The following is a 20,828-nucleotide window of genomic DNA, read 5'->3' on the forward strand; positions in this document are numbered from 1 at the left end:
CCTGCTGCGCACCCTGTAGGAGCGGATTGATCCGCGAAATTCGCGGCTGAAGCCGCTCCCACAGAAGGCCGATCCGCGCATCAGCAGATCTTCCGGACATTGCCTTATTGATAGGTGTTGAAATGAGCAAACCCGTGACCAACCCGCAAACCCTCCAGTGGCAGGCCATGAGCCGCGAGCACCACCTGGCGCCGTTCAGCGACTACCAGCAACTGGCCGAGGCCGGCCCGCGCATCATTACCCGCGGCAACGGCGTCTACCTCTGGGATAGCGAAGGTCACAAGATTCTCGATGGCATGGCCGGTCTGTGGTGCGTGGCCCTGGGCTATGGCCGCGAGGAACTGGTGCAGGCCGCCAGCAAGCAGATGCGCGAGCTGGCCTTCTACAACACCTTCTTCCAGACCGCCCATCCGCCTGCCCTGGAGCTGGCCAAGGCGATCTCCGAGGTGGCGCCCAAGGGCATGAACCATGTGTTCTTCACCGGCAGCGGTTCGGAAGGCAACGACACCATGCTGCGTCTGGTGCGCCATTACTGGGCGTGCAAGGGCCAGCCGAACAAGAAGGTCATCATCAGCCGCATCAACGGCTACCACGGCTCCACCGTGGCTGGCGCGAGTCTCGGCGGGATGAAATTCATGCACGAGCAGGGCGACCTGCCGATTCCGGGTATCGAGCATATCCCGCAGCCTTACTGGTTCGGCGAAGGTGGCGACATGAGCCCGGAAGCCTTCGGCGTCTGGGCCGCCGACCAGCTGGAGAAGAAGATTCTCGAACTGGGCGTGGACAACGTCGCCGCCTTTATCGCCGAGCCGATCCAGGGCGCCGGTGGCGTGATCATCCCGCCGGACAGCTACTGGCCACGGATCAAGGAGATCCTCGCCAAGTACGACATCCTGTTTGTCGCCGACGAGGTGATCTGCGGTTTCGGCCGTACCGGCGAGTGGTTCGGCAGCGACTACTACGATCTGGCGCCCGACCTGATGACCATCGCCAAGGGCCTGACCTCGGGCTATGTGCCCATGGGCGGGCTGATCGTCAGCGACAAGGTGTTCGATGTGATCAATGCCGGCGGCGATTTCAACCACGGCTTCACCTACTCCGGCCACCCGGTGGCGGCCGCCGTGGGCCTGGAAAACCTGCGCATTCTGCGCGAAGAAAAAATTATTCAGCAGGTCAAGGAAGAAACGGCACCTTACTTGCAGAAGCGTCTGCGTGAACTGGCGGATCACCCGCTGGTGGGTGAAGTGCGCGGCGTCGGCATGCTCGGCGCCATCGAGCTGGTGCAGAACAAGGCCACCCGCGAGCGCTTCTCCGGCGACGTTGGCGTGGGCATGGTCTGCCGCGGCCACTGCTTCGCCAATGGCCTGATCATGCGCGCCGTGGGCGACACCATGATCATCGCCCCACCACTGGTGATCAGCAAAACCGAGATCGACGAGCTGGTCGACAAGGCACGTCAGTGTCTCGACCTGACCGCCGCACAGGTGCTGGGCTGATGCTGGCGCGGCCGTTATTGCAACAGCCTGTAATCAGGGGTTGGAAAAACGGTCGCGTCCTTGCCAGACTGCGCCAGTGCCTTGGTCTGGTCATGCGCCCAGGCGTACAACCAGACCGCGTCATACTCTGGAACACCACTACGACAACAGGAGCAGTACGCATGAAAACATTTGGCAAAACCCTCCTTGCCTTGTCCCTCGCCGGGGCTGTAGCGAGTGCCGCACAGGCAAATGACAAAGTTCTGCATGTTTACAACTGGTCGGACTATATCGCCGAAGACACCCTGTCCAACTTCCAGGATGCCACCGGTATCAAGGTCGTCTACGACGTCTTCGACTCCAACGAAACCCTGGAAGCCAAGCTGCTGTCGGGCAATTCCGGCTATGACGTGGTGGTGCCGTCCAGCCAGTTCCTGGGCAAGCAGATCAAGGCGGGCGTGTTCCAGAAGCTGGACAAGAGCAAGCTGCCGAACTGGCAGAACCTCAACCCGGATCTGATGAAGGCCCTGGAAAACAACGACCCGGGTAACGAGCACGCCTTCCCCTACCTGTGGGGCACCACCGGTATCGGCTACAACGTCGACAAGGTCAAGGAAGTCCTGGGTGTAGACACCATCGATTCCTGGGATGTGGTCTTCAAGCCGGAGAACATCGAGAAGCTCAAGGCCTGTGGCGTCTCCATGCTCGATGCCCCGGATGAAGTCTACGCCGCCGCCCTGCACTACCTGGGCCTGCCGCCGAACCCGACCAGCACCGAGGACGTGGCCAAGGCTGAAGAGCTGCTGCTGAGCGTGCGTCCGCACATCACCTATTTCCACAGCTCCAAGTACATTTCCGACCTGGCCAATGGCGACATCTGCGTGGCCGTGGGTTGGTCCGGCGACGTGTTCCAGGCTCAGGCCCGTGCCGAAGAAGCCGGCAATGGCGTGAACATCGCCTACACCATTCCCAAGGAAGGCGCCGCTGCCTGGTTCGACATGATGGCCATTCCGGCCGACTCCAAGAACGTCGAAGCCGCCCATGCCTTCCTCAACTTTATCCTGACCCCGGAAGTCATCACCCCGATCACCAACTATGTGGCCTACCCGAACGGCAATGCCGCTTCCACGCCGCTGGTGGACGAGGAAATCCGCAACAACCCGGGCATCTACCCGACCGAAGAGGCGAGCAAGAAGCTCTACACCTTCGCTCAGCTGAGCCCATCGGTGCAGCGCGCGGTGACCCGCAGCTGGACCAAGGTCAAGTCTGGCCGTTAAGCAACAAGCAACACCCTGGTGATGGCGGGTCTACCCGCCATCACTCAGCATAAAAATAAGGAAGCCCCCTATGCGTCATCTCACCTTGCTGGCCGGCCTGACCGCCGCCGCCATCGCCCTTCCCGCTGCCCAGGCGGCGGAGCGTACCGTCAATGTCTACAACTGGTCGGACTATATCGGTGAAACCACCCTGGCCGATTTCCAGCAGGCCAGCGGGATCAAAGTGCTGTATGACGTGTTCGATTCCAATGAAAGCCTGGAAGGCAAACTGCTGGCCGGCCGTAGCGGCTATGACCTGGTGGTGCCCTCCAACAATTTCCTCGGCAAGCAGATCAAGGCGGGCGCCTTCCAGAAGCTCGACCGCAGCCTGCTGCCCAACTGGAACAACCTCGACCCGGCGCTGCTCAAGCAGCTGCAGACCAATGACCCGGGCAACCAGTATTCCGTGCCCTACCTGTGGGGCACCAATGGCATTGGCTACAACGTGGCCAAGGTCAAGGAAGTGCTCGGTGTCGACGAGATCGACTCCTGGGCCGTGCTGTTCGAGCCGGAGAACATGGCCAAGCTGGCCACCTGTGGCGTGAGCTTCCTCGACTCCGGCGACGAGATGATTCCGTCGGTGCTCAACTACCTGGGCCTGGACCCCAATAGCCACGACCCGGATGACTACGCCCAGGCCGAGGCCAAGCTGCTGGCCGTGCGCCCCTATGTCACCTACTTCCACAGCTCCAAGTACATCGGTGACCTGGCCAATGGTGATATCTGCGTGGCGGCCGGCTTCTCCGGCGACATCCTGCAGGCCGCCGACCGCGCCGACGAAGCGGGCAAGAACATCGAGATTGCCTACGTCATCCCCAAGGAAGGCGGCAACCTCTGGTTCGACATGCTGGCCATCCCGGTAGATGCGGCCAACGTGAGTGAGGCCCACAGTTTTATCAACTACCTGCTTGAACCAGAAGTGATAGCGGGCGTGAGCGAGTATGTCGGTTATGCCAACCCCAATCCCGCGGCCCGCGAGCTGATGGATGAGGAAATGCGCAACGACGAAGCGATTTATCCGCCACAAGCGGTGTTGGACAAGCTGTACATTTCGGCGGAGTTGCCGAGCAAGGTTCAACGACTGATGACCCGGACCTGGAGCCGGATCAAGTCAGGTCAATAATTCAAACACCCGGCCGCGGGGGTCGGGCGTCAATTTTGCGGGAGTTTTGGTAATGGCAGTTGCATCCAGTGCCTATAAAAAGGTTCTTGAGGGTGATCAACGACCCAAAGAGGTGTTGGTCAAGATCGACAGGGTCACCAAGAAATTCGACGAAACCGTCGCGGTGGACGATGTCTCCCTGACCATCAACAAGGGCGAAATCTTCGCCCTGCTCGGCGGCTCCGGTTCGGGCAAGTCCACCCTGCTGCGCATGCTTGCCGGCTTCGAGCGGCCCACCGAGGGGCGCATCATCCTCGACGGTGAAGACATCACCGACCTGCCGCCCTACGAACGGCCGATCAACATGATGTTCCAGTCCTACGCCCTGTTCCCGCACATGAGCGTGGCCGACAACATCGCCTTCGGCCTCAAGCAGGACAAGCTGCCCAAAGCCGAGATCGACGCCCGCGTCGAGGAAATGCTCAAGCTGGTGCACATGACCCAGTACGCCAAGCGCAAGCCGCATCAGCTGTCCGGTGGCCAGCGTCAGCGTGTGGCCCTGGCCCGCTCCCTGGCCAAGCGTCCCAAGCTGCTGCTGCTGGACGAACCCATGGGTGCTCTGGACAAGAAGCTGCGCTCGCAGATGCAGCTTGAGCTTGTCGAGATCATCGAGCGCGTGGGCGTGACCTGCGTGATGGTGACCCACGACCAGGAAGAGGCCATGACCATGGCCCAGCGCATCGCCATCATGCACCTGGGCTGGATCGCCCAGATCGGCAGCCCGGTGGACATCTACGAGACCCCGACCAGCCGCCTGGTCTGCGAATTTATCGGCAGCGTCAACCTGTTCGAGGGTCAGGTGGTGGAAGACGCCGAAGACCACGCGCTGATCGACAGCCCGGACCTGGAGCGTAATATCTACGTCGGTCACGGCGTCAGCACCTCGGTGCAGGACAAGAGCATCACCTACGCCATCCGCCCGGAAAAGCTGATCGTCACCACCGAACAGCCGAGCTGCGAGTACAACTGGTCCCGCGGCACCGTGCACGACATCGCCTATCTGGGCGGCCACTCGGTATTCCACGTCGAACTGCCCAGCGGCAAGATCGTCCAGTCCTTTGTTGCCAACGCCGAACGCCGTGGCGCCCGCCCAACCTGGGACGACCAGGTCTACGTCTGGTGGGAGGACGATAGCGGGGTGGCATTGCGCTCATGAACATTCAACGAAGCCTCCTGCGCCGCCTGCCCAAGGGTCGCCACTTCGTAATCGGAGTGCCGTTCCTGTGGCTGTTTATGTTCTTCCTGCTGCCCTTCGTCATCGTGATGAAGATCAGCTTTGCCGAAGCCGACGTGGCCATCCCGCCGTACACCGAGGTGTACGCCTGGGCGGAAAACAAACTGTCGATCATCATCAACCTGGGTAACTACATCTTCCTCACCGAGGATGCCCTGTACCTGGCGGCCTATCTGGGCTCACTGAAGACGGCGTTCTTCAGCACCCTGCTGTGCCTGCTGATCGGCTTCCCCATGGCCTATGCCATCGCCCGTGCCGACAAGGCCAAGCAGATGGTGTTCCTGCTGCTGATCATGATGCCGACCTGGACCGCGATCCTGATCCGCGTCTACGCCTGGATGGGCATTCTCAGCAACAACGGTCTGCTCAACAGCGTCCTGCAGGGCATCGGCCTGATCAGTGAGCCGCTGCAGATCCTCAACACCAACGTTGCGGTGTATATCGGCATCGTCTACTCGTACCTGCCGTTTATGGTGCTGCCGTTGTTCGCCAACCTGGTCAAGCACGACCCCAGCCTGCTGGAAGCCGCTGCCGACCTGGGTTCCAGCCGCTACAACAGCTTCTGGAAGATCACCGTGCCGCTGGCCAAGAACGGCATCATCGCCGGTTGCATGCTGGTGTTTATCCCGGTGGTCGGTGAGTTCGTCATCCCCGAACTGCTCGGTGGCCCGGAGACCCTGATGATCGGCAAGGTGCTGTGGCAGGAGTTCTTCAACAACCGCGACTGGCCTGTTGCCTCTGCTCTGGCTGTGGTGATGCTGGCGATTCTGATCGTTCCCATCATCTTGTTTAACCGCAACCAGGCTAAAGAGCTGGAGGGCCGGCCATGAAGCGTTTCAGTTTCTCCAACTTTATGCTGTGGGCGGGCCTGGCCTTTATCTACCTGCCGATGCTGATCCTGGTCATCTACTCGTTCAACGCCTCGCGGCTGGTAACGGTGTGGGGTGGCTGGTCGCTGAAGTGGTACATCGGCCTGCTCGACAACACCCAGCTGATGAACTCGGTGATGCGCTCCCTGGAAATCGCCTGCTACACCGCGATTGCCGCCGTGGCGCTGGGCACCATGGCCGCCTTCGTGCTGACCCGGGTGACCCGCTTCAAGGGCCGTACCCTGTTCGGTGGCCTGGTCACCGCACCGCTGGTCATGCCCGAGGTGATCACCGGTCTGTCGCTGCTGCTGCTGTTCGTGGCCATGGCCCAGCTGATCGGCTGGCCTGCCGAGCGTGGCATCCTGACCATCTGGATCGCCCACACCACCTTCTGTTCCGCCTATGTGGCGGTGGTGGTGTCGTCGCGTCTGCGTGAGCTGGACCTGTCCATCGAGGAGGCGGCCATGGACCTGGGCGCCAAGCCGTGGAAGGTGTTCTTCCTGATCACCATCCCGATGATCGCGCCGTCCCTGGCGGCCGGCGGCATGATGTCCTTCGCCCTGTCCCTGGACGATCTGGTACTAGCCAGCTTTGTCTCCGGCCCGGGCTCCACCACCCTGCCGATGGAGGTGTTCTCCGCCGTGCGTCTGGGCGTGAAGCCGGAAATCAACGCCGTGGCCAGCCTGATCCTGCTGGCGGTGTCCTTCGCCACCTTCCTGGTCTGGTTCTTCGCCCACCGCGCCGAGGAAAAGCGCAAGAAGGCCCTGCAACAGGCCATGGACGAAAGCACCGGCGCCGCCCTGATGGCCGGCCCGGACAGCCGCCGCGATCCATCCCAGGTGCATGCCTGAGGCTAACCCGCAGTAAACCCACAAGGGCCACGTCAGTGGCCCTTGTGCTTTCTCGGCCCGGCGCTTGCGGCCTGCGCCGATCTTGGTTACAACCTCAGGTACGTGCCCATCTGGATTGCCCGCCATGACCGACTCCAATCCCACCGACAGCTCGGTCTACAAAACCCTGCTGGAGTCGACCAAAGCCATCCCCTGGAAGATCGACTGGGCGACCATGACCTTCGCCTATATCGGCCCGCAGATCGAAACCCTGCTCGGCTGGCCCCAGGCCAGCTGGCTCAGCGCCAACGACTGGGCCGAACGCATGCACCCCGAAGACCGCGAGCGGGTGGTCAACTTCTGCGTCAGCCAGTCCCAGTGCGGTATCGATCACGAGGCCGACTACCGCGCCCTGACCCAGAGTGGCGACTATATGTGGATTCGCGATGTGGTCCATGTGCTGCGCAATGAAGCCGGCGAGGTCGAGGCCCTGATCGGCTTTATGTTCGATATCAGCGAGCGCAAGCAGACCGAACAACAGCTGCTGCAACTGCAGAAGCAGCTGGAAGAATTCTCCTACCAGGACGGCCTGACCGGCGTGGCCAACCGGCGCATGTTCGACAGCCGCTTCGAGGTGGAGTGGGCCAACGCCCAGCGCAGTGGTCAGCCGCTGTCACTGATCCTGCTGGATATCGACTACTTCAAGCAGTACAACGACCACTACGGCCATATCCAGGGCGACGACTGCCTGAAGCTGGTCGGCCAGGCCCTGAGCCAGGCCGCCGTGCGTCCACGCGATCTGGTGGCCCGCTACGGCGGTGAGGAGTTCGCCCTGCTGCTACCGGAAACCGATGCCAGTGCGGCGGCGCAAGTGGCCGAACGCTGCCGCCAGCTGATCCGCGAACGGCAGATCCACCACGCCCAGTCCCAGGTTGCGCCGCTGCTGACCGTCAGCCTCGGGGTCGGCACCCGGGTGCCGGGAAGCCATGAGCTGCCACTGAGCTTTCTCGAAAGCGTGGACCGCCTGCTCTACCAGGCCAAGCATCAGGGCCGTGACCGTGTCGTGGCCCATGCCCAGGAGCCACGCAATAACGAGCGGGCAGGCTAACAGGCTGCACGCCGGGCTGAGTTGCACCTGCGTCCCCGACGGCTTACCCGTTCGTTGCAACCAGGCGATGCCGCAAAAGACAACACAGGTCGTTTGCAACAGCCTGTCAATGGGCCAGCAATAACGCAATGGCAAGCACAATGCCCAATGTCGCCACCCACAGATTGACCGCCATGCCCCATTTACCGGAATAACCCGTCGGAAAATCTGACGGGGTGAGAGTTTTCAGGACATTGGCATATTGTTTTGATGAGTACACCGCAATAAATGAGCCGGACAATATAAAGAACAACCCGGCCACAATGGTCAGCTGCATCGAAATAGAGTTAGACGCCGCGCCGGATAACACCTTGATCAAAATGCCGGAACGTTCAATCAGAAAACCAAAGGCAATCAGCGCAATGCTGGTTCTATTCCAGGCCAGCAAGGTGCGCTCGGCTGCAAACAAGACACGGGGATCTTTTTGTTCAGTCATACAGTGCCTCAAAGCGGGTGGTTGGCATGGCGTCTGCCCATACACGCGTGCCGTTGGGCGATGCCCTAGGTGCCGATGATCATAGTGGATATCTGGGCTGGGTGATTAGGCCCGCCTCGCTGGGCACTGCTAAGGATTTGAAGCAGTGGCTGGCGCAGCCTAAGCCGCATCCGCCACGTTGTTTTATCTAAGATAGCGGCTTGCCTCTGACTTTATAGACAAGAAAGTTTATTGCGGCGAAGAGCAAGCAAACGCTTAAAAAGAAAGCGCTAACAAGGGTGAAGAAATAAACCTCATCCCAGCGCTTTATCCTGGCTTCATTGGGGTTATTTTCGGCGTAATAGACACCGACAGTGCGCCCTATTTCCCAGTGCGGGTACCCCATCGCCCGGCCCTCGACACGGACAGTCGTGCCGTCTGAGTCAAACTCTACTATGGCTTGGGTGTTGGTCTGTGTCGGCTTGCCATTGGTCGTGGTAGACGAAGTGCTTTTACTGCCAAGAGCAACCACAGTCCCCTCGGTCACGGCCATACCGTTGATATAGGCGGTTTCCTCTGTGTAGAAATACACAGTGGAACATAGCAGGGCAATAACAATAATTAATGCAGGGATATAGCGAAGAGGCATAAATTCTCCTTGAGTAAAACGATTAAACCAGCGGGTAGACAAAAGCACAGTCTTTGGCTGTGCAGTGCCCGAAGTGAACGACAGATGAGCGCACTATCAGCGCTCACCTGCAAGAGCATCGCCAACAGCAACACCGCATTCGGGGCAGGAGCTTGCTGACAAGCCGAGCACATGCCCGTTATGGCAGAGGCGTGCAGGGGCTTGCTTCTCAAGTTGAAGGTATGAATACAGCGTGGCAAAAGCCGCGTAATAGAAGAATAACCAATGCCCTGAAAAGAGCCTGATAGTGGACGTTGAGGCAGAAGCGTGGCTTGAAGACGTGGCGAAGGACAGTGCAAAGTTCAGAAAGGTATAGCCGAACAGCGCATAGACCATATATCGCATCAGCTTCGGGCAGCCTCTGAGAGCGGCCTTCCACATTCTTTTCTTGGGCAGCCCTCTGGCCAGAAACCTGGCGCATAAAGCGGTAGGAATCCATACCACAAAGAGGCCATGGTGGAGAAACCACGGCTCTTCGCTAAAGAGTGAAGAGCCTAATATTGATGATATATGTTCGGCAAGGCTGATAATAAAACCAAGGCCTGCAAGTACCATAAATATGACGGTAATCTTTGATTTCACTATGGCTCCTTATAGTGAGAGCTAAAGTTTGGTTAAGGAGTGTGCTATAGCTCGTCCCAGTGAGCGGAGTGTGCAGTTTGAGCAGTTTTTAGACACGCTTTACATGTTTAGAGACTTAAAAGTTTTGACTTCCTGTCTTCAAATTCTTCGTTTGTTATTGTGCCTTCATTTCTAAGTGCACTGAGCTTTCGGATTTCGTCCGCAATCAATGCATTGTTGTTTTTTGAGATCGGCTGTGCCGCCTTAGCTGCTCCTTGCATTATTGGGGCGGAATCTTGAGTTGAGGCGTCAAGGGAATTTCCGGTAGTTGATAGTTTATAATTTTGTATTTCTTTAAGGGCTGTATCCTTATCAACCAATAAAAGTCGTGTGCCCATTACTGCAAAATAGTTCTGGATTGTGAGCTTTATAAAATATGTTTCGCCTGGCTTTGTATAAAGTTGCAGCTTTCTATCGATGAGGCCATTTGCGTTTACATGAATTTCATGGTGGCCGGCTTGTGCTAAGTAGTGCAGGTAGCCTTTGTTGTGTAATGGGTAAGGAAGTTGTTCGCCATTGTGTAAAATGGGCAACCCAACCCCGCCTGCGGTGAAAGCCCATGGTCTATATATGTATATTTGCGACTTGTCAGCAGGCGGCTCGGCGATGTTTGTAAATTCAGGCCCAGACGCGGCGCAGCCTGATAGGTATGCAGCGCCAGCAAGTATGGTAGCTTTGAGTAGATTTTTAAGCATTTTTTCCTAATTTTTAACTGGAATAAATATTATCTGGAGCCTAGCCTTTGGTTAAAGGCGGGTCTTAGCCCGTTCCAGTGAGCGGAACGAACGGTTTGAATTAGTTGTTATAAGCCATTTTTGTAGGCTAATGAAAGTTCAGCAAAGAACTCTTGCCTCAATTGTAGTAAATCCTCCCGGACATCATCCATTTCCTTTTCAGTTAATCCTGCTTTTCCGATGTAGTACTGGCGTCGGAGGGTTTTTAAAAAGTCAGTGTATTTCCTGAGCTTAAGCGAAGAAGACTCTAAGCCGAGCAGTAGCAACTTGGATTCTGCAACAGTAATATTTTTTGCTTCACTAAAATATTCTGCCTTAACAAGGTCTAGCTGTTCGGACCTTTCTTTTGGCCATTCTCTATCGTCGTTCTCTACTCGTACACACTCAGCAACTAAAGCCCAATACTTTAGCGCTACATGCGAGAAAACTTCTACGTGAGCAGCAACCTGTTCTAAGGCGTCGTAATGGCGTTTCGTTATATCTTTTCTTGACTCATGCCTGTGATTTAACTTTGTCACCACGTAAGTGCTAGCAAAGCCGATTATTCCGCCGAGGCCGATTTTTATTGCGGTATCTATGACTTCGATTGCTGTGGTCGGCACGGTGACCCCTATGTTTTATAACAGTGATTAGGTTGGATGGTTATATCTAGGAGTTATTTCCACATATGGAAATAAATGGCTAAATCCAAGTGTTAAGTATCTATATATAGACATCAGGGTAGCTCCAGCCGATCTTCCAGACCCAGTCGCATCACGCTTTCCTTATCCAGCAGCCAGGTCTTGAGCGTGGGCTGCCAATGACCGCCTGCTTGTTTGATCTGCTGTTGCAGTTCCTCTTCCCGGTAGTGGATGCGCAGGTGCAGTGGCGCGGCAGGGGTGTCGGGGCGCGGGGAGGAGGGTTTCAAAAGCGGTTTGCGCGGGACTATCAGTTCGACAGTGGGGTGGCGCATACCCAGGGCTGGATTGTCGCGATAGGGCAGGTCGGCGCCGTAGCGTTCGACCAGGTGTTGGGTGCCGTTTTGCCCGGGCTTGAGGGTTTTGATCACATCCATGCGTGGGTGCCTTTGGCAGCAGTCCTGCCGGCAGTCTGCCGCTCTGCTGTTTTTTCCTCAAGCCTGAAAGCCCGCAGGTTCTGCGGGCTGTAGTCGCCCGCTTACTCGTGAGTGGGCGTCAGGCTTTGCAGCAGCCGATAGTAGAACCCGCTGGCATTGGCCAGGGTATCGATCGCCACGCGTTCATTGGTGCCGTGCATGCGCGGCAGATCTTCGCGTTCCATCAGCAGGGGGCTAAAGCGAAAGACGTTATCGGTCAGGGGTTCGTAGTGACGTGAGTCGGTGCCGCCCACGGTGAGGTTGGGGCTGACCAGGGTGTTGCCAAAGCTTTGCCGGATAACCTCGGCAAACTGCTGGTAGGCCGCGCCCTGCACATCGGTCACGGCGGAGGGTTCGCGGCCGCCGGGCATGACCTTGATGCGGATCTGCTCGTCATTTACCGCCTGGCGCACATGCTCGGTCACGCTGGCGATGCTGTCGCGGGCGTGGATGCGCAGGTTGAGGGTGGCGCGGGCGCTGGGTGGCAGGACGTTCTCCTTGATCCCGGCACGCAGCAGGGTGGGGGATAGGGAGGTTTGCAGCTGGGCGGCGCCAGCCGGGCTGGCGGCCAGTTGTCGTTCTACCAGCGGGCCGAACAGCCAGAGGTTGGCGAAGATCACCCGGTAGCCGAAGGATTGCGCCGGGGTAAAGCTGGCCAGCAGCTCGCCGGTGGGGCCGTCGAAGCCACGGGCAAAGGGGGCGGCGCCGACGCGCTGCAGGGCGGCGCTAAGGCGGCCAATGGCGGTTTGCGCGAACGGCGGCGGCTGCGAGGAATGACCGCCCTGGGCCTGGGCTTCCAGCACCAGGCTGACGTAACCCTTTTCCCCGATGCCGACCACGGCCAGGTCCTGGCTGATACCGGGGATCTGGTTGCGCACGACAAAGCCGCCTTCGTCGCTGACCCAGTGCAGCCGCTGGCCCTGGGCCTGCAGGGCTTCGGCGATGCGTCGGTTGCCCTGGTGACCGCCGATTTCCTCATCGTGGCCAAAGGCGAAGAGCACGTCGCGCTCGGGGACGAAGCCTTGCGCCAGCAGGGTTTCCGCAGCCTCCAGCATGGCCACCATGGAGCCCTTGCTGTCGATGGCGCCGCGGCCCCAGACAAAGCCGTCGGCAATGGCGCCGGAGAAGGGCGGGTAGTGCCACTGATCTTCCGTGCCGGGGGCCACCGGCACCACGTCCTGATGCGCCATCAGCAGCACGGCGGGCAGGCTGCGGTCGCGGCCGGGCCAGCGCAACAACAGGCTGGGGCTGCCGGTGTGCTCGCGCGTGCTGGCGGCCATCAGGCGCGGGTAGTGTTGCGCCAGCCAGTCGGCCATGCCGGCAAAGGCGGCGTCGCTGGCTGCCAGCTGGCTGGCGGGGGCGCCGACCTGATGGGACAGGGTCGGCAGCTGGATGGCGGCGCTGAGGCTGGCGGCGGCGCGCTGGGCATCGAGGCCGGCGGGCAGGCTGACCGGCTGATCATTGTATTGGGGGGCGGGCAGCAGCCAGGTGCGGCCCAGCAGCACGGCGGCCAGGGCCAGCAGCGCGAGCAGCACGAGCACAGCCAGGCGTTGCAGCAGTCGGGGCATGGGGTGGTTCCTCGTTGGCTTGCGCCCCGTGGGTGCGGGGCGCAAGGGGTCAGGGGATCAGGCGCAGCTGGCTGCGGCTGTGGGCGCGGATGGCGTCGGCGTCCAGGGGCATGGGTCGGTAGTCGCCGCGCAGATAGGCCTCGGCCTGGTCGCGGTAGTGGGCATCGAACAGCACGCCGCTCTGCCCGACCGGGTTGATGCCCAGGGCGCTGCGGGCGTCGGCCAGGTCGATCAGGCGCCGGGTGGAGGGGCCATACACCACCGACCAGGGCGCCGGGCCGAGTTTGTGCGAGAGGTTGTTGGGCGTCTCGTGGCCGCCGGGGGCGGGGAAGGGGCCGACGTTGAACAGCAGGTCCAGCGGTGCCTTCTGCCCCAGCGGGTGGCCGTGGCTCAGCGGATGGGCCTGGCCCCACTGCCAGCTGGCCGGATCGTTACCCAGTTGCTGGCGCAGGTGGGCCAGGCTGGCTTGCCAGGCGGCGCTGACGATGGCCTCGCGGGTTTCCTGGGCGGTGGTGTCCTGGCGGTTCCACCAGGGGGCGGTGGCATCGGCCGCCAGGCGCGGCAGGGCGCTGTCGATGACCCGGGTCTGCAGCAGGGTGTCGAAGAAGGCCTGGCCCAGTTCGTCGGCCATGGCCTCGAAGGCCAGCTGATAGACCAGCTGGTTGAACAGCACGGCAGCGCGGCTGTTCAGACGGTGATCGCCATCCCAGGCCAGCAGTTCCTGCACCAGGGCCTGCTCCTGTTCGTCCCGGGCGGCGCTGCGCAGCGCCTCGGCCAGGGGCGCCAGCAGGCGCTGGGGGTAGTCGGTGCGGGTGTCCAGTTGCAGGGCCTGGCTGTTCTGCGTGTCCCATTTCACCTGCTCGTCGCTGAGCAGGTCGTCCAGGCGCTGGCCGCGGTCGGCCAGGTTGTAGTAGCCGGGGATTTCGATACCGGCCGGCGAGACGGGCTGGTAGTTGGCCGAGAGGATATAGCCGCGCGCCGGGTTCTCTTCCTGGGGGTTGGCGCTGAAGGGGTGGAAGCCGTCCTTCTCCGCTTCGCCAGTGGTACCGTCGAGGATAAAGTTCGGATTGACCCCGGCCGGGCGGCGCGGCAGTTTGGCCGCCGCCCACCAGCCGATATCACCGCCGGCATTGGCCCACACCACGTTCAGGCCGGGGGCTTCGATCTTCTCCACGGCGCTGCGGGCTTTCTCCAGGCTGTCGGCGCGATTGAGCTGGTAGAAGCCGTCGAGTATGGGGTTGTCGGTTTCCAGAAAGGCCCACCACATGGCAATCGGCGTGCTGGCATTGCTGTGGTTGAGCGCGCTGTTGATGATCGGGCCGTGTGGCGAGCGCTTGAGGGTCAGTTTGACCGGCTCGGCATCCTTGACGCGGATCACTTCCTCGCGGCTTTCCAGATCGACCCATTGGCCGCGATACCAGACCTGCTCGGGGTTGTCCGGGTTGGTTTTTTCGGCGATCAGATCCAGGTCGTCGTTCTGGAACATGGTGATGCTCCAGGCAAAATCCTGGTTGTGACCCAGGGAGGCCACCGGGTTGAGCGCCTGATGATGACCGTACAGGCTGAAGCCGGGGTAACTCAGGTTGGCTTCGTACCACACCGCCGGCACGGCGAAGCGGATATGCGGGTCGCCGGCCAGCAGCGGTTTGCCGCTGGCGGTGCGGCTGCCGGACACCGCCCAGGCGTTGCTGCCTTCGAACTGCGGCAGGCCGGCCTGGGCCAGGGCGTCGAGGCTGAGGCGGGCGATGGCGCCCAGGTCCTGCCAGTCACCCGCAGCCAGGGGCTGGCCGACCACGCCCTGGGGCTGCCAGTCCAGATCAAAGACCTTGAGGTAGTCGGTGCCCAGTTGGTCACGGATATGGGTCAGCACCGGCTCGGTGCGAAACGCGGCGGCGAAGCTGTAGGCCATATAGCCGGCCACGCTCAGGGTGTCGGCGCTGGTGAAGGGCCGTGGCTCGATGCCCAGCAGGTCGAACTCCAGAGGCACAGGGCCCTTGGCCTGGAACTGGTTGATGCCGTCCAGGTAGGCCAGCAGCGCCTGGGTAGAGGGCAGCGCGGGGTCCAGTTTGGCGGCATAGCGGTCGGCGTGTTCGCGGATGCCCAGGGTGCGGAACAGACGGTCGGTTTCCAGCAGCGGGCTGCCGAGGATTTCCGCCAGCTCGCCGCGGGCCAGGCGGCGCAGGATTTCCATCTGGAACAGGCGATCCTGGGCGTGGACGAAGCCCAGGGCGCGGTACATATCCAGTTCATGCTCGGCCTGGATATGCGGCACGCCCCGCTCATCGAAATCCACCAGCACCTGCGCCTGCAGGGATTGCAGTTGCAGCTGACCGCTGCGTTGTGGCTGTTTGCCGTCGACATACCAGTAGGCGCCGGCGGCAGCGGCGGCGACGATCAGGGCCAGGGCGGTCAGGCTGCGTTTCATGGATTGTCCTTGTTATGGAGATGGCGCAGGCATTGTGCGGGCGTGGGCCGGGACTGGCATTGACCAAATGCGCGCGGCGTGAAAGTCTCTAGTCAATTGATCGCCCCGAAGTGGGTACAGCCATGCCGCAGAACCTGCCGCCAAGCGCGGCCCTGAGTCACTCGCCGACCCTGCGCCGCCTGCTCTACGAGGCCCTGGCGACGCTGGGCTTCGACCCCACCGACACCTACCGCCGCGCCTATGGGGGCGCCACCGTGGCGCCTCTGCTGCTGGACGGACGCCAGGAGCACGACAATGCCCCGCGTTTCTGGCAGGCCCTGGCGGGGATCACCGGGGATGCCGATATTGGCTTGCACCTGGCTGAGGTGATGCAGCCCCGCCCTCTGGATGTGGTGGGCTATCTGCTGCTGGCCGCCCGCGACCTGGGCCAGGCCCTGGAGGCCTTTGTGCGCTTCCAGCACATCCTCTCCGGCGGTTTTGCCGCGCGCCTGGAACTGGCGGGTGAGCAGGCCCGGCTGATCTTCGACCTGAACTACCGTGGTATTGGCTCCTTGCGCCAGCAGATGGAATGCCTGGCCCTGCTGCTGCTGAAGATGCTGGCCAGTGTCAGTGATGGTGAGTTTCGGATTAGCGGGCTGGGTTTTCGTCACCTCGCACCGTCGCGCCTGAGCGAGCAGCGCCGCCTGTTTGGGTTGACCCCGGCCTTCGCCCAGGATCATGACGTCTTGGTCTTTGCCCGTGACCTGCTGGCCCGGCCCTCGCGCAGCGCCAACCCGCGGCTGTTTGCCGTGCTCTGGGGCGAAGCCGAACGCGAGCTGGCCGAGCTGCAGGAAAACCAGCTGCTCAACCGGGTGCGCTACTGGCTGGAGGTCAACCTGGGCCTGAGCCGCTGCGACCTGGCCGGTTGCGCCAGGGCCCTGGACTTGACGCCGGCAGCCCTGCAGCGGGCCTTGCTGGAGCAGGCCAGCAGCTTTCGCCGCCTGCACGATGAGGTGCGCCGCGCCCGCGCCCTGCACCTGTTGCAGCAGGGCCTGGCGATTCGCGAGGTGGCGCGGGCGTGCGGGTTTGCCGAGCTGTCACCCTTCTACCGGGCCTTTCGCCGCTGGCAGGGGGAGACGCCTCAGGGCTATCGTCAGCTGCTCTCAGTCGCTGACGCTGAAACGCTGGCTTAGGCGACTCAGGCGTGCGGCCAGCTGGCTCAGTTCCTGGCCATCGTGATCCAGGGCACGGGCATCGTCGAGGTTGCGTTCGGTCACCTGCTGCACCCCGAGCAGGTGCTGGCTGACCTCGGCGCTGACAGCGGCCTGTTGGTGGGTGGCCGTGGCAATCAGCTCGTTCATCTGGGTGATGGCGGCAATATCCCGGGCCACGGCCGTCAGCAGCTCGGCGGTGTGGGCGCTGTCGCTTACGCAGCTGCGCACGCTGTCGCGGCTCTGCTGCATGGTGCTGGTGGCCTGTCGACTGCTCTGCTGCAGGCGGCTGATGATGTCCTGAATCTCTGCCGTGGAGGCGGCGGTTTTCTGCGCCAGGTTGCGCACCTCATCGGCGACCACGGCAAAGCCGCGGCCCTGCTCACCGGCCCGGGCGGCCTCGATGGCGGCATTCAGCGCCAGCAGGTTGGTCTGTTCGGCGATGGAGCGGATCACCTCCACCACCTTGCCGATCTGCTCGGCCTGTACGGCCAGGGCCTGCATGTCGCGCTCGCTGCCGTCGATATGACTGGCCAGCTTGTCGATCTCGCTGCGTACATGGTTGACCGCACGGCTGCCTTCACCGGCTTGCTGGTTGGCGGTCTGAGCGGCGCTGGCGGCTCGGTCGGCGTGCCCGGCTACCTCGTCGATGGCGCTGCTCATCTGCTGCATGGCACTGCTCATGTAGTGCACCTCGTCCTGCTGGCTGGCCGCGCCCTGGCGCAACTGCTCGGTGGCCTGCACCAGGCTGCTGCCCATGCGCTGCAGGCCCTGGGTGTCCTGGATCACCTCGCCGACCAGTTCTTCGAGCTGAGCGAGGAAATGGTTGAAGCGCAGGGCCACCTTGCCCTGGGTGAGGCTGCGGGTGCGCAGGTCGATGGCCTGGTCTTCGCGGCTCAGGCGCACCACGCTGTCCATCAGGGCGGCGCCTTCACGGGCTTCGCCGTAGGTCTGGCGGGCCAGATAGACCAGGATGGTCGCCTCCAGTACCACATAGAAGGCATGCAGGAAGATGATCGGCCAGCTGCCTTCGCGCACCACCACCACACCGGCTTCCTGCAACTGCAGGGCGAAGAAGCTCAGGTGGTGCACGGCGATCACCCCGGCTGCCACCACGATGGGCAGCCAGTCGCGGTAATACACCAGAAAGGCCAGCAGCACGAAGATGCCGAAGTGCATTTCCAGAAGGCCGCCGGCCTGGTTGATATGCAGGGCCGACATGACCATAAACGCCGCGCCCATGGCGCAGCGCAGCAGGCGCCGGCCGGGGATCAGCTGGTGCAGGACGGTCATCGTCAGCGCCGTGCCGCCCCCTACCAGCAGGGCCTGGCCCCAGGTGCCGTGCCAGGCGGCCAAGCCCAGGGCATAGGCAAACATCAGCCAGAGTACGCCGAGCATGATGCGGTCGGCCTTGCGGTAATGCGTGTCGATCAGGGACTGCAGGGTGCTCATGATGGCTCGGGCCTCGGCGCGGATTGCGCACTGGACGACTGTGACGGTGGCGGAGTGTCAAATGTAATCTTGTACAAAGTCTAAACAATGTACAGCTTTTGTCTAGCTGTGTGGGTGGCCTGCCGTCGGATCGCCCGGTCGGCATCGAGCTGCTAGCCTGAAGGCATCAGCCCGGGCAGCGACTGGAGCGAATCGGATGAGAAGCGGGTGGCTGGCGTTGCTGCTGGCCGGATGGATGCCGCTGTGCCAGGCGGCGGACGCCACGGTGCAGATCTGCCTCGGTGACGGCAACGAGTGGCCGCCCTATACCTACTGGGAGCGGGTCGATGGCGAGGTCGATCGCAGCCGCCTGACCGGCTCGGCCAGCACCCTGGTGCTGACGGTGCTGCAACGCCTTGGCTTGCCCCATCGGGTGCGCTATATGCCCTGGGCGCGGGTGCAGCAGGAGTTGGCCGACTTTGCCGACAAGGGCCGCTGCGAGCTGACCTGGGATGCCAGTTACAACGAGGAGCGGGCGGCCTATGCGCATTTCAGCGAGCCGCTGTACCAGGCTCACCTGGGCCTGTTCTATTCACAGCGACGCTTTATCACCGAGCCCCGGGCAGCCCTGGTGCAGCTGCACAATTATCGGGTCTGTGGGGTGATTGGCTATAACTATGAGGTCTACTCGATCGATTGGGATATTCAGCGCTTTCCCAGTCTGCAGCAGAACCTCGACATGCTGGCGCGGCAGCGTTGCGATTTCTTCCCCAGCGAGATCGAGCCGCTCTACGGCGGTGTGGCCCTGGGGGCTTATGAGGCCGACGGGTTGCGCCATATCCGCCTGCCGGGGCACAAGGCCTTTCACCTGATGCTGAGCAAGGGCTCGGCTCGGGGGGAGGCGCTGATCAGTGCGATCAACCGCGAGCTGCGCGCGATGGCTGCCAGTGGCGAGGCCGAGGCGATCCGCCAGCGCTTCTTGCCGCCGGGGGTGGATTAGCCCGTCATTCGCTCCAGGCGCAAAAGCAACCCACTGCCAGGCTGTTGCTGGCCGTCACCGCGCGGCCGGCGGCCAGGGCTTCGAGTATGGGTTCGATAAAGCTGTTGCTGGAGGTGCAGGTGGCGCCTTCGCTGTAGGGGCCGAAGTAGGCCAGGCGGCCCTCGCGGTCCCAGATCGCCACTGCCGGGCTGGCCGGGATCCGCTCGCTGCCGCTGAGCTCCGGCAGTGCCTGCAGGGCGCTCAGGATGGCCGGTAGCTGGCCGCGGCTGCCGGGCCTCTGCACCGCATGAAAGGTGACGCCGCGCGGGCCATAGTGTTCGATCAGCTCGGCCAGGTGCTGCTGGTTGCCGACATTGCACGGGCAGGCCGGGTCCCAGAAATGCACCAGGCGGATCGGCCCGGGGCCGGCCAGGTGCGCGGGCAGTTGCAGCACGTCACCCTGGAACAGTGCGGTCTGTTCGCTGAAGCTGCGCAGGTAGCGGCCCTCGTACCACCAGAAGGCGGCTAGCATGGCGGCGCCCCAGAGACCGAGCAGGAGAATGGCGAGTAGGGTCTTGCGCGTGGTGGCAGTCATGGTCGACCTTCTATAAACAGATGCGCAGCTTGCCATGGCTGGCCCGACAGCTGAATATCCGCAACCCGATCTGCCCCGTGCAGAGTGCCCGGCCCGTACCCGCAGGATTGATGGAAGCCTTATGCCAGAGCCCTTTCAGCCCGATCACCTGATTGCCAGCCTGCGACCCTTGAGCGCAGCCGCGCCACTGTCGGCGGCCGAGCAGGGCTATCGGCAGTTCTATGGCTTCGACGATAGTCGGGTGGCCCACAGCCGGCTCGGCGTGGTCGAGCTGGCCGGTTATCGCATCGTCCTGCAGGCCTGGTGGCCCGAAGTGCCCAGGGCCAGCCTGATTCTGCTGCACGGTTACTACGACCACAGCGGCCTGTACCGCCATGTGATTCACTGGGCGCTGCAGATGGGCTTTGCCGTGCTCACCTTCGATCTGCCCGGCCATGGCCTGTCCAGCGGCGCGCGGGCCAGCATTGGCGACTTTGCCGAGTATCAGCAGGTGCTCCACGGGGTGCTGGGCCAGGCCGCCGAGCTGGGCCTGCCGCAGCCCTGGCACCTGTGCGGGCAGAGCACCGGCGGGGCGATTCTGATCGACTACCTGCTCAGCGGTGAGCCGGGCCCGCAGGTGGGCGAGACCATACTGCTGGCGCCGCTGGTGCGGCCGCGGGCCTGGGGCTGGTCGCAGCTCAGCTATCGGCTGATGAAGCCCTTTGTCGAGGAGATCCCGCGGCGTTTCAGCCACAACTCCAGCGATGCGGCCTTTATCGATTTCGTCCACCACCGGGACCCGTTGCAGCCGCGCAATCTGCCCACCGCCTGGGTCGGTGCCCTCAGTCAGTGGGTGCCGCGGATCGAGTCGGCGTCCGCGAGTCGGCGCAGCCCGCTGATCATCCAGGGCGAGGCGGACATGACGGTGGCCTGGCGGCACAACCTTGAGGTGCTGCAGGACAAGTTCGCCGCCCCGCAGATCCTGCGCCTGGCCGAGGCGCGCCATCACCTGGCCAATGAGTCGGCCGAGCTGCGGCAACGTTATTTCGACTTTCTGCGCGAGCGCCTGAGCTGACG

20 protein-coding genes are annotated in these 20,828 nt (G+C 62.0%); 10 read left to right on the forward strand and 10 right to left on the reverse strand.

Annotated features, from left to right (window positions below):
- Window positions 1–122: 122 nt before the first annotated feature.
- The 7 genes from GJV18_RS02865 to GJV18_RS02895 all read left to right on the forward strand — a co-directional run bounded on the left by GJV18_RS02865 (window position 123) and on the right by GJV18_RS02895 (window position 7,994).
- Window positions 123–1,496 (forward strand): aspartate aminotransferase family protein, encoded by a 1,374-nt coding sequence (locus tag GJV18_RS02865; RefSeq protein ID WP_160343213.1) that lies wholly within the window; start codon window positions 123–125, stop codon window positions 1,494–1,496.
- 161 nt (window positions 1,497–1,657) lie between these two features.
- Complete coding sequence (locus GJV18_RS02870) at window positions 1,658–2,752, forward strand: polyamine ABC transporter substrate-binding protein (RefSeq protein ID WP_160343214.1); 1,095 nt, start codon at window positions 1,658–1,660, stop codon at window positions 2,750–2,752.
- 70 nt (window positions 2,753–2,822) lie between these two features.
- The gene (locus GJV18_RS02875; RefSeq protein WP_160343215.1) at window positions 2,823–3,914 is read left to right on the forward strand and encodes a polyamine ABC transporter substrate-binding protein; all 1,092 of its coding nucleotides are present in this window, start codon (window positions 2,823–2,825) and stop codon (window positions 3,912–3,914) included.
- Window positions 3,915–3,966: 52 nt separating this feature from the next.
- A complete protein-coding gene (gene potA, locus GJV18_RS02880; protein ID WP_160343216.1) occupies window positions 3,967–5,109 on the forward strand; it encodes a polyamine ABC transporter ATP-binding protein in 1,143 nt (380 codons plus the stop codon).
- 26 nt (window positions 5,110–5,135) lie between these two features.
- Window positions 5,136–6,017, forward strand: a complete 882-nt coding sequence (locus GJV18_RS02885) for an ABC transporter permease subunit (RefSeq protein WP_160345950.1) — start codon at window positions 5,136–5,138, stop codon at window positions 6,015–6,017.
- Entirely contained in the window at window positions 6,014–6,907 is an 894-nt protein-coding gene (locus GJV18_RS02890; protein WP_160343217.1) for an ABC transporter permease subunit, read from the forward strand. The genes GJV18_RS02885 and GJV18_RS02890 overlap by 4 nt, the downstream gene beginning before the upstream one ends.
- Before the next feature lie 124 nt (window positions 6,908–7,031).
- Window positions 7,032–7,994: a sensor domain-containing diguanylate cyclase gene (locus GJV18_RS02895; protein WP_160343218.1), complete on the forward strand. Its 963-nt coding sequence runs from the start codon at window positions 7,032–7,034 to the stop codon at window positions 7,992–7,994.
- A 106-nt stretch (window positions 7,995–8,100) separates the two neighbouring features.
- Here GJV18_RS02895 and GJV18_RS02900 read toward each other — a convergent pair whose 3' ends face one another.
- The 8 genes from GJV18_RS02900 to GJV18_RS02935 form a co-directional block, all read right to left on the reverse strand.
- A complete protein-coding gene (locus GJV18_RS02900) occupies window positions 8,101–8,469 on the reverse strand; it encodes a YidH family protein (RefSeq protein ID WP_160343219.1) in 369 nt (122 codons plus the stop codon).
- Window positions 8,470–8,656: 187 nt separating this feature from the next.
- Window positions 8,657–9,097: a DUF3592 domain-containing protein gene (locus tag GJV18_RS02905; RefSeq protein WP_160343220.1), complete on the reverse strand. Its 441-nt coding sequence runs from the start codon at window positions 9,095–9,097 to the stop codon at window positions 8,657–8,659.
- Window positions 9,098–9,193: 96 nt separating this feature from the next.
- Window positions 9,194–9,718 (reverse strand): hypothetical protein, encoded by a 525-nt coding sequence (locus tag GJV18_RS02910; RefSeq protein WP_160343221.1) that lies wholly within the window; start codon window positions 9,716–9,718, stop codon window positions 9,194–9,196.
- Window positions 9,719–9,825: 107 nt separating this feature from the next.
- A complete protein-coding gene (locus GJV18_RS02915; RefSeq protein WP_160345951.1) occupies window positions 9,826–10,452 on the reverse strand; it encodes a DUF2846 domain-containing protein in 627 nt (208 codons plus the stop codon).
- A 107-nt stretch (window positions 10,453–10,559) separates the two neighbouring features.
- Window positions 10,560–11,093 carry a hypothetical protein gene (locus GJV18_RS02920; RefSeq protein WP_160343222.1) on the reverse strand — a complete coding sequence of 178 codons (534 nt, stop codon included), beginning with the start codon at window positions 11,091–11,093 and terminating at the stop codon, window positions 10,560–10,562.
- Between the two features lie 113 nt (window positions 11,094–11,206).
- On the reverse strand, window positions 11,207–11,545 hold the full coding sequence (locus tag GJV18_RS02925; protein ID WP_160343223.1) for a hypothetical protein: 339 nt from the start codon (window positions 11,543–11,545) through the stop codon (window positions 11,207–11,209).
- Between the two features lie 101 nt (window positions 11,546–11,646).
- Window positions 11,647–13,152, reverse strand: coding sequence for a M20 family peptidase (locus GJV18_RS02930; RefSeq protein WP_160343224.1), 1,506 nt, complete (start codon window positions 13,150–13,152; stop codon window positions 11,647–11,649).
- Between the two features lie 49 nt (window positions 13,153–13,201).
- Window positions 13,202–15,577, reverse strand: a complete 2,376-nt coding sequence (locus GJV18_RS02935; protein ID WP_160343225.1) for a penicillin acylase family protein — start codon at window positions 15,575–15,577, stop codon at window positions 13,202–13,204.
- Window positions 15,578–15,699: 122 nt separating this feature from the next.
- Between GJV18_RS02935 and GJV18_RS02940 the strand changes: the two genes are divergently transcribed.
- A complete protein-coding gene (locus GJV18_RS02940) occupies window positions 15,700–16,749 on the forward strand; it encodes an AraC family transcriptional regulator (RefSeq protein ID WP_160343226.1) in 1,050 nt (349 codons plus the stop codon).
- On the opposite strand, the gene GJV18_RS02945 is transcribed toward GJV18_RS02940, so the two are convergent.
- The gene (locus tag GJV18_RS02945; RefSeq protein ID WP_160343227.1) at window positions 16,720–18,219 is read right to left on the reverse strand and encodes a methyl-accepting chemotaxis protein; all 1,500 of its coding nucleotides are present in this window, start codon (window positions 18,217–18,219) and stop codon (window positions 16,720–16,722) included. The two genes, GJV18_RS02940 and GJV18_RS02945, sit on opposite strands and share 30 nt — an antisense overlap.
- 196 nt (window positions 18,220–18,415) lie before the next feature.
- Between GJV18_RS02945 and GJV18_RS02950 the strand changes: the two genes are divergently transcribed.
- Window positions 18,416–19,198 (forward strand): substrate-binding periplasmic protein, encoded by a 783-nt coding sequence (locus GJV18_RS02950; protein ID WP_160343228.1) that lies wholly within the window; start codon window positions 18,416–18,418, stop codon window positions 19,196–19,198.
- 4 nt (window positions 19,199–19,202) lie between these two features.
- Here the strand turns inward: GJV18_RS02950 and GJV18_RS02955 are convergent, their stop codons facing one another.
- Window positions 19,203–19,808 carry a DUF6436 domain-containing protein gene (locus tag GJV18_RS02955; RefSeq protein WP_160343229.1) on the reverse strand — a complete coding sequence of 202 codons (606 nt, stop codon included), beginning with the start codon at window positions 19,806–19,808 and terminating at the stop codon, window positions 19,203–19,205.
- A gap of 85 nt (window positions 19,809–19,893) precedes the next feature.
- Between GJV18_RS02955 and GJV18_RS02960 the strand changes: the two genes are divergently transcribed.
- Window positions 19,894–20,826: a phospholipase BipL gene (locus GJV18_RS02960; RefSeq protein WP_160343230.1), complete on the forward strand. Its 933-nt coding sequence runs from the start codon at window positions 19,894–19,896 to the stop codon at window positions 20,824–20,826.
- Window positions 20,827–20,828: the final 2 nt, after the last annotated feature.

Source organism: Pseudomonas xionganensis (assembly GCF_009763245.1).
GTDB classification, from domain to species: domain Bacteria; phylum Pseudomonadota; class Gammaproteobacteria; order Pseudomonadales; family Pseudomonadaceae; genus Aquipseudomonas; species Aquipseudomonas xionganensis.

Excerpts from the sequence above, each read along its gene's own strand:
- GJV18_RS02945 (WP_160343227.1), bottom strand. The coding sequence starts at position 18,219 with ATGAGCACCCTGCAGTCCCTGATCGACACGCATTACCGCAAGGCCGAC.
- GJV18_RS02950 (WP_160343228.1), top strand. The coding sequence starts at position 18,416 with ATGAGAAGCGGGTGGCTGGCGTTGCTGCTGGCCGGATGGATGCCGCTG.
- GJV18_RS02935 (WP_160343225.1), bottom strand. The coding sequence starts at position 15,577 with ATGAAACGCAGCCTGACCGCCCTGGCCCTGATCGTCGCCGCCGCTGCC.
- GJV18_RS02955 (WP_160343229.1), bottom strand. The coding sequence starts at position 19,808 with ATGGCAAGCTGCGCATCTGTTTATAGAAGGTCGACCATGACTGCCACC.
- GJV18_RS02905 (WP_160343220.1), bottom strand. The coding sequence starts at position 9,097 with ATGCCTCTTCGCTATATCCCTGCATTAATTATTGTTATTGCCCTGCTA.
- GJV18_RS02875 (WP_160343215.1), top strand. The coding sequence starts at position 2,823 with ATGCGTCATCTCACCTTGCTGGCCGGCCTGACCGCCGCCGCCATCGCC.
- GJV18_RS02900 (WP_160343219.1), bottom strand. The coding sequence starts at position 8,469 with ATGACTGAACAAAAAGATCCCCGTGTCTTGTTTGCAGCCGAGCGCACC.
- potA (WP_160343216.1), top strand. The coding sequence starts at position 3,967 with ATGGCAGTTGCATCCAGTGCCTATAAAAAGGTTCTTGAGGGTGATCAA.
- GJV18_RS02925 (WP_160343223.1), bottom strand. The coding sequence starts at position 11,545 with ATGGATGTGATCAAAACCCTCAAGCCCGGGCAAAACGGCACCCAACAC.
- GJV18_RS02895 (WP_160343218.1), top strand. The coding sequence starts at position 7,032 with ATGACCGACTCCAATCCCACCGACAGCTCGGTCTACAAAACCCTGCTG.
- GJV18_RS02915 (WP_160345951.1), bottom strand. The coding sequence starts at position 10,452 with ATGCTTAAAAATCTACTCAAAGCTACCATACTTGCTGGCGCTGCATAC.
- GJV18_RS02865 (WP_160343213.1), top strand. The coding sequence starts at position 123 with ATGAGCAAACCCGTGACCAACCCGCAAACCCTCCAGTGGCAGGCCATG.
- GJV18_RS02870 (WP_160343214.1), top strand. The coding sequence starts at position 1,658 with ATGAAAACATTTGGCAAAACCCTCCTTGCCTTGTCCCTCGCCGGGGCT.
- GJV18_RS02960 (WP_160343230.1), top strand. The coding sequence starts at position 19,894 with ATGCCAGAGCCCTTTCAGCCCGATCACCTGATTGCCAGCCTGCGACCC.
- GJV18_RS02940 (WP_160343226.1), top strand. The coding sequence starts at position 15,700 with ATGCCGCAGAACCTGCCGCCAAGCGCGGCCCTGAGTCACTCGCCGACC.
- GJV18_RS02930 (WP_160343224.1), bottom strand. The coding sequence starts at position 13,152 with ATGCCCCGACTGCTGCAACGCCTGGCTGTGCTCGTGCTGCTCGCGCTG.
- GJV18_RS02890 (WP_160343217.1), top strand. The coding sequence starts at position 6,014 with ATGAAGCGTTTCAGTTTCTCCAACTTTATGCTGTGGGCGGGCCTGGCC.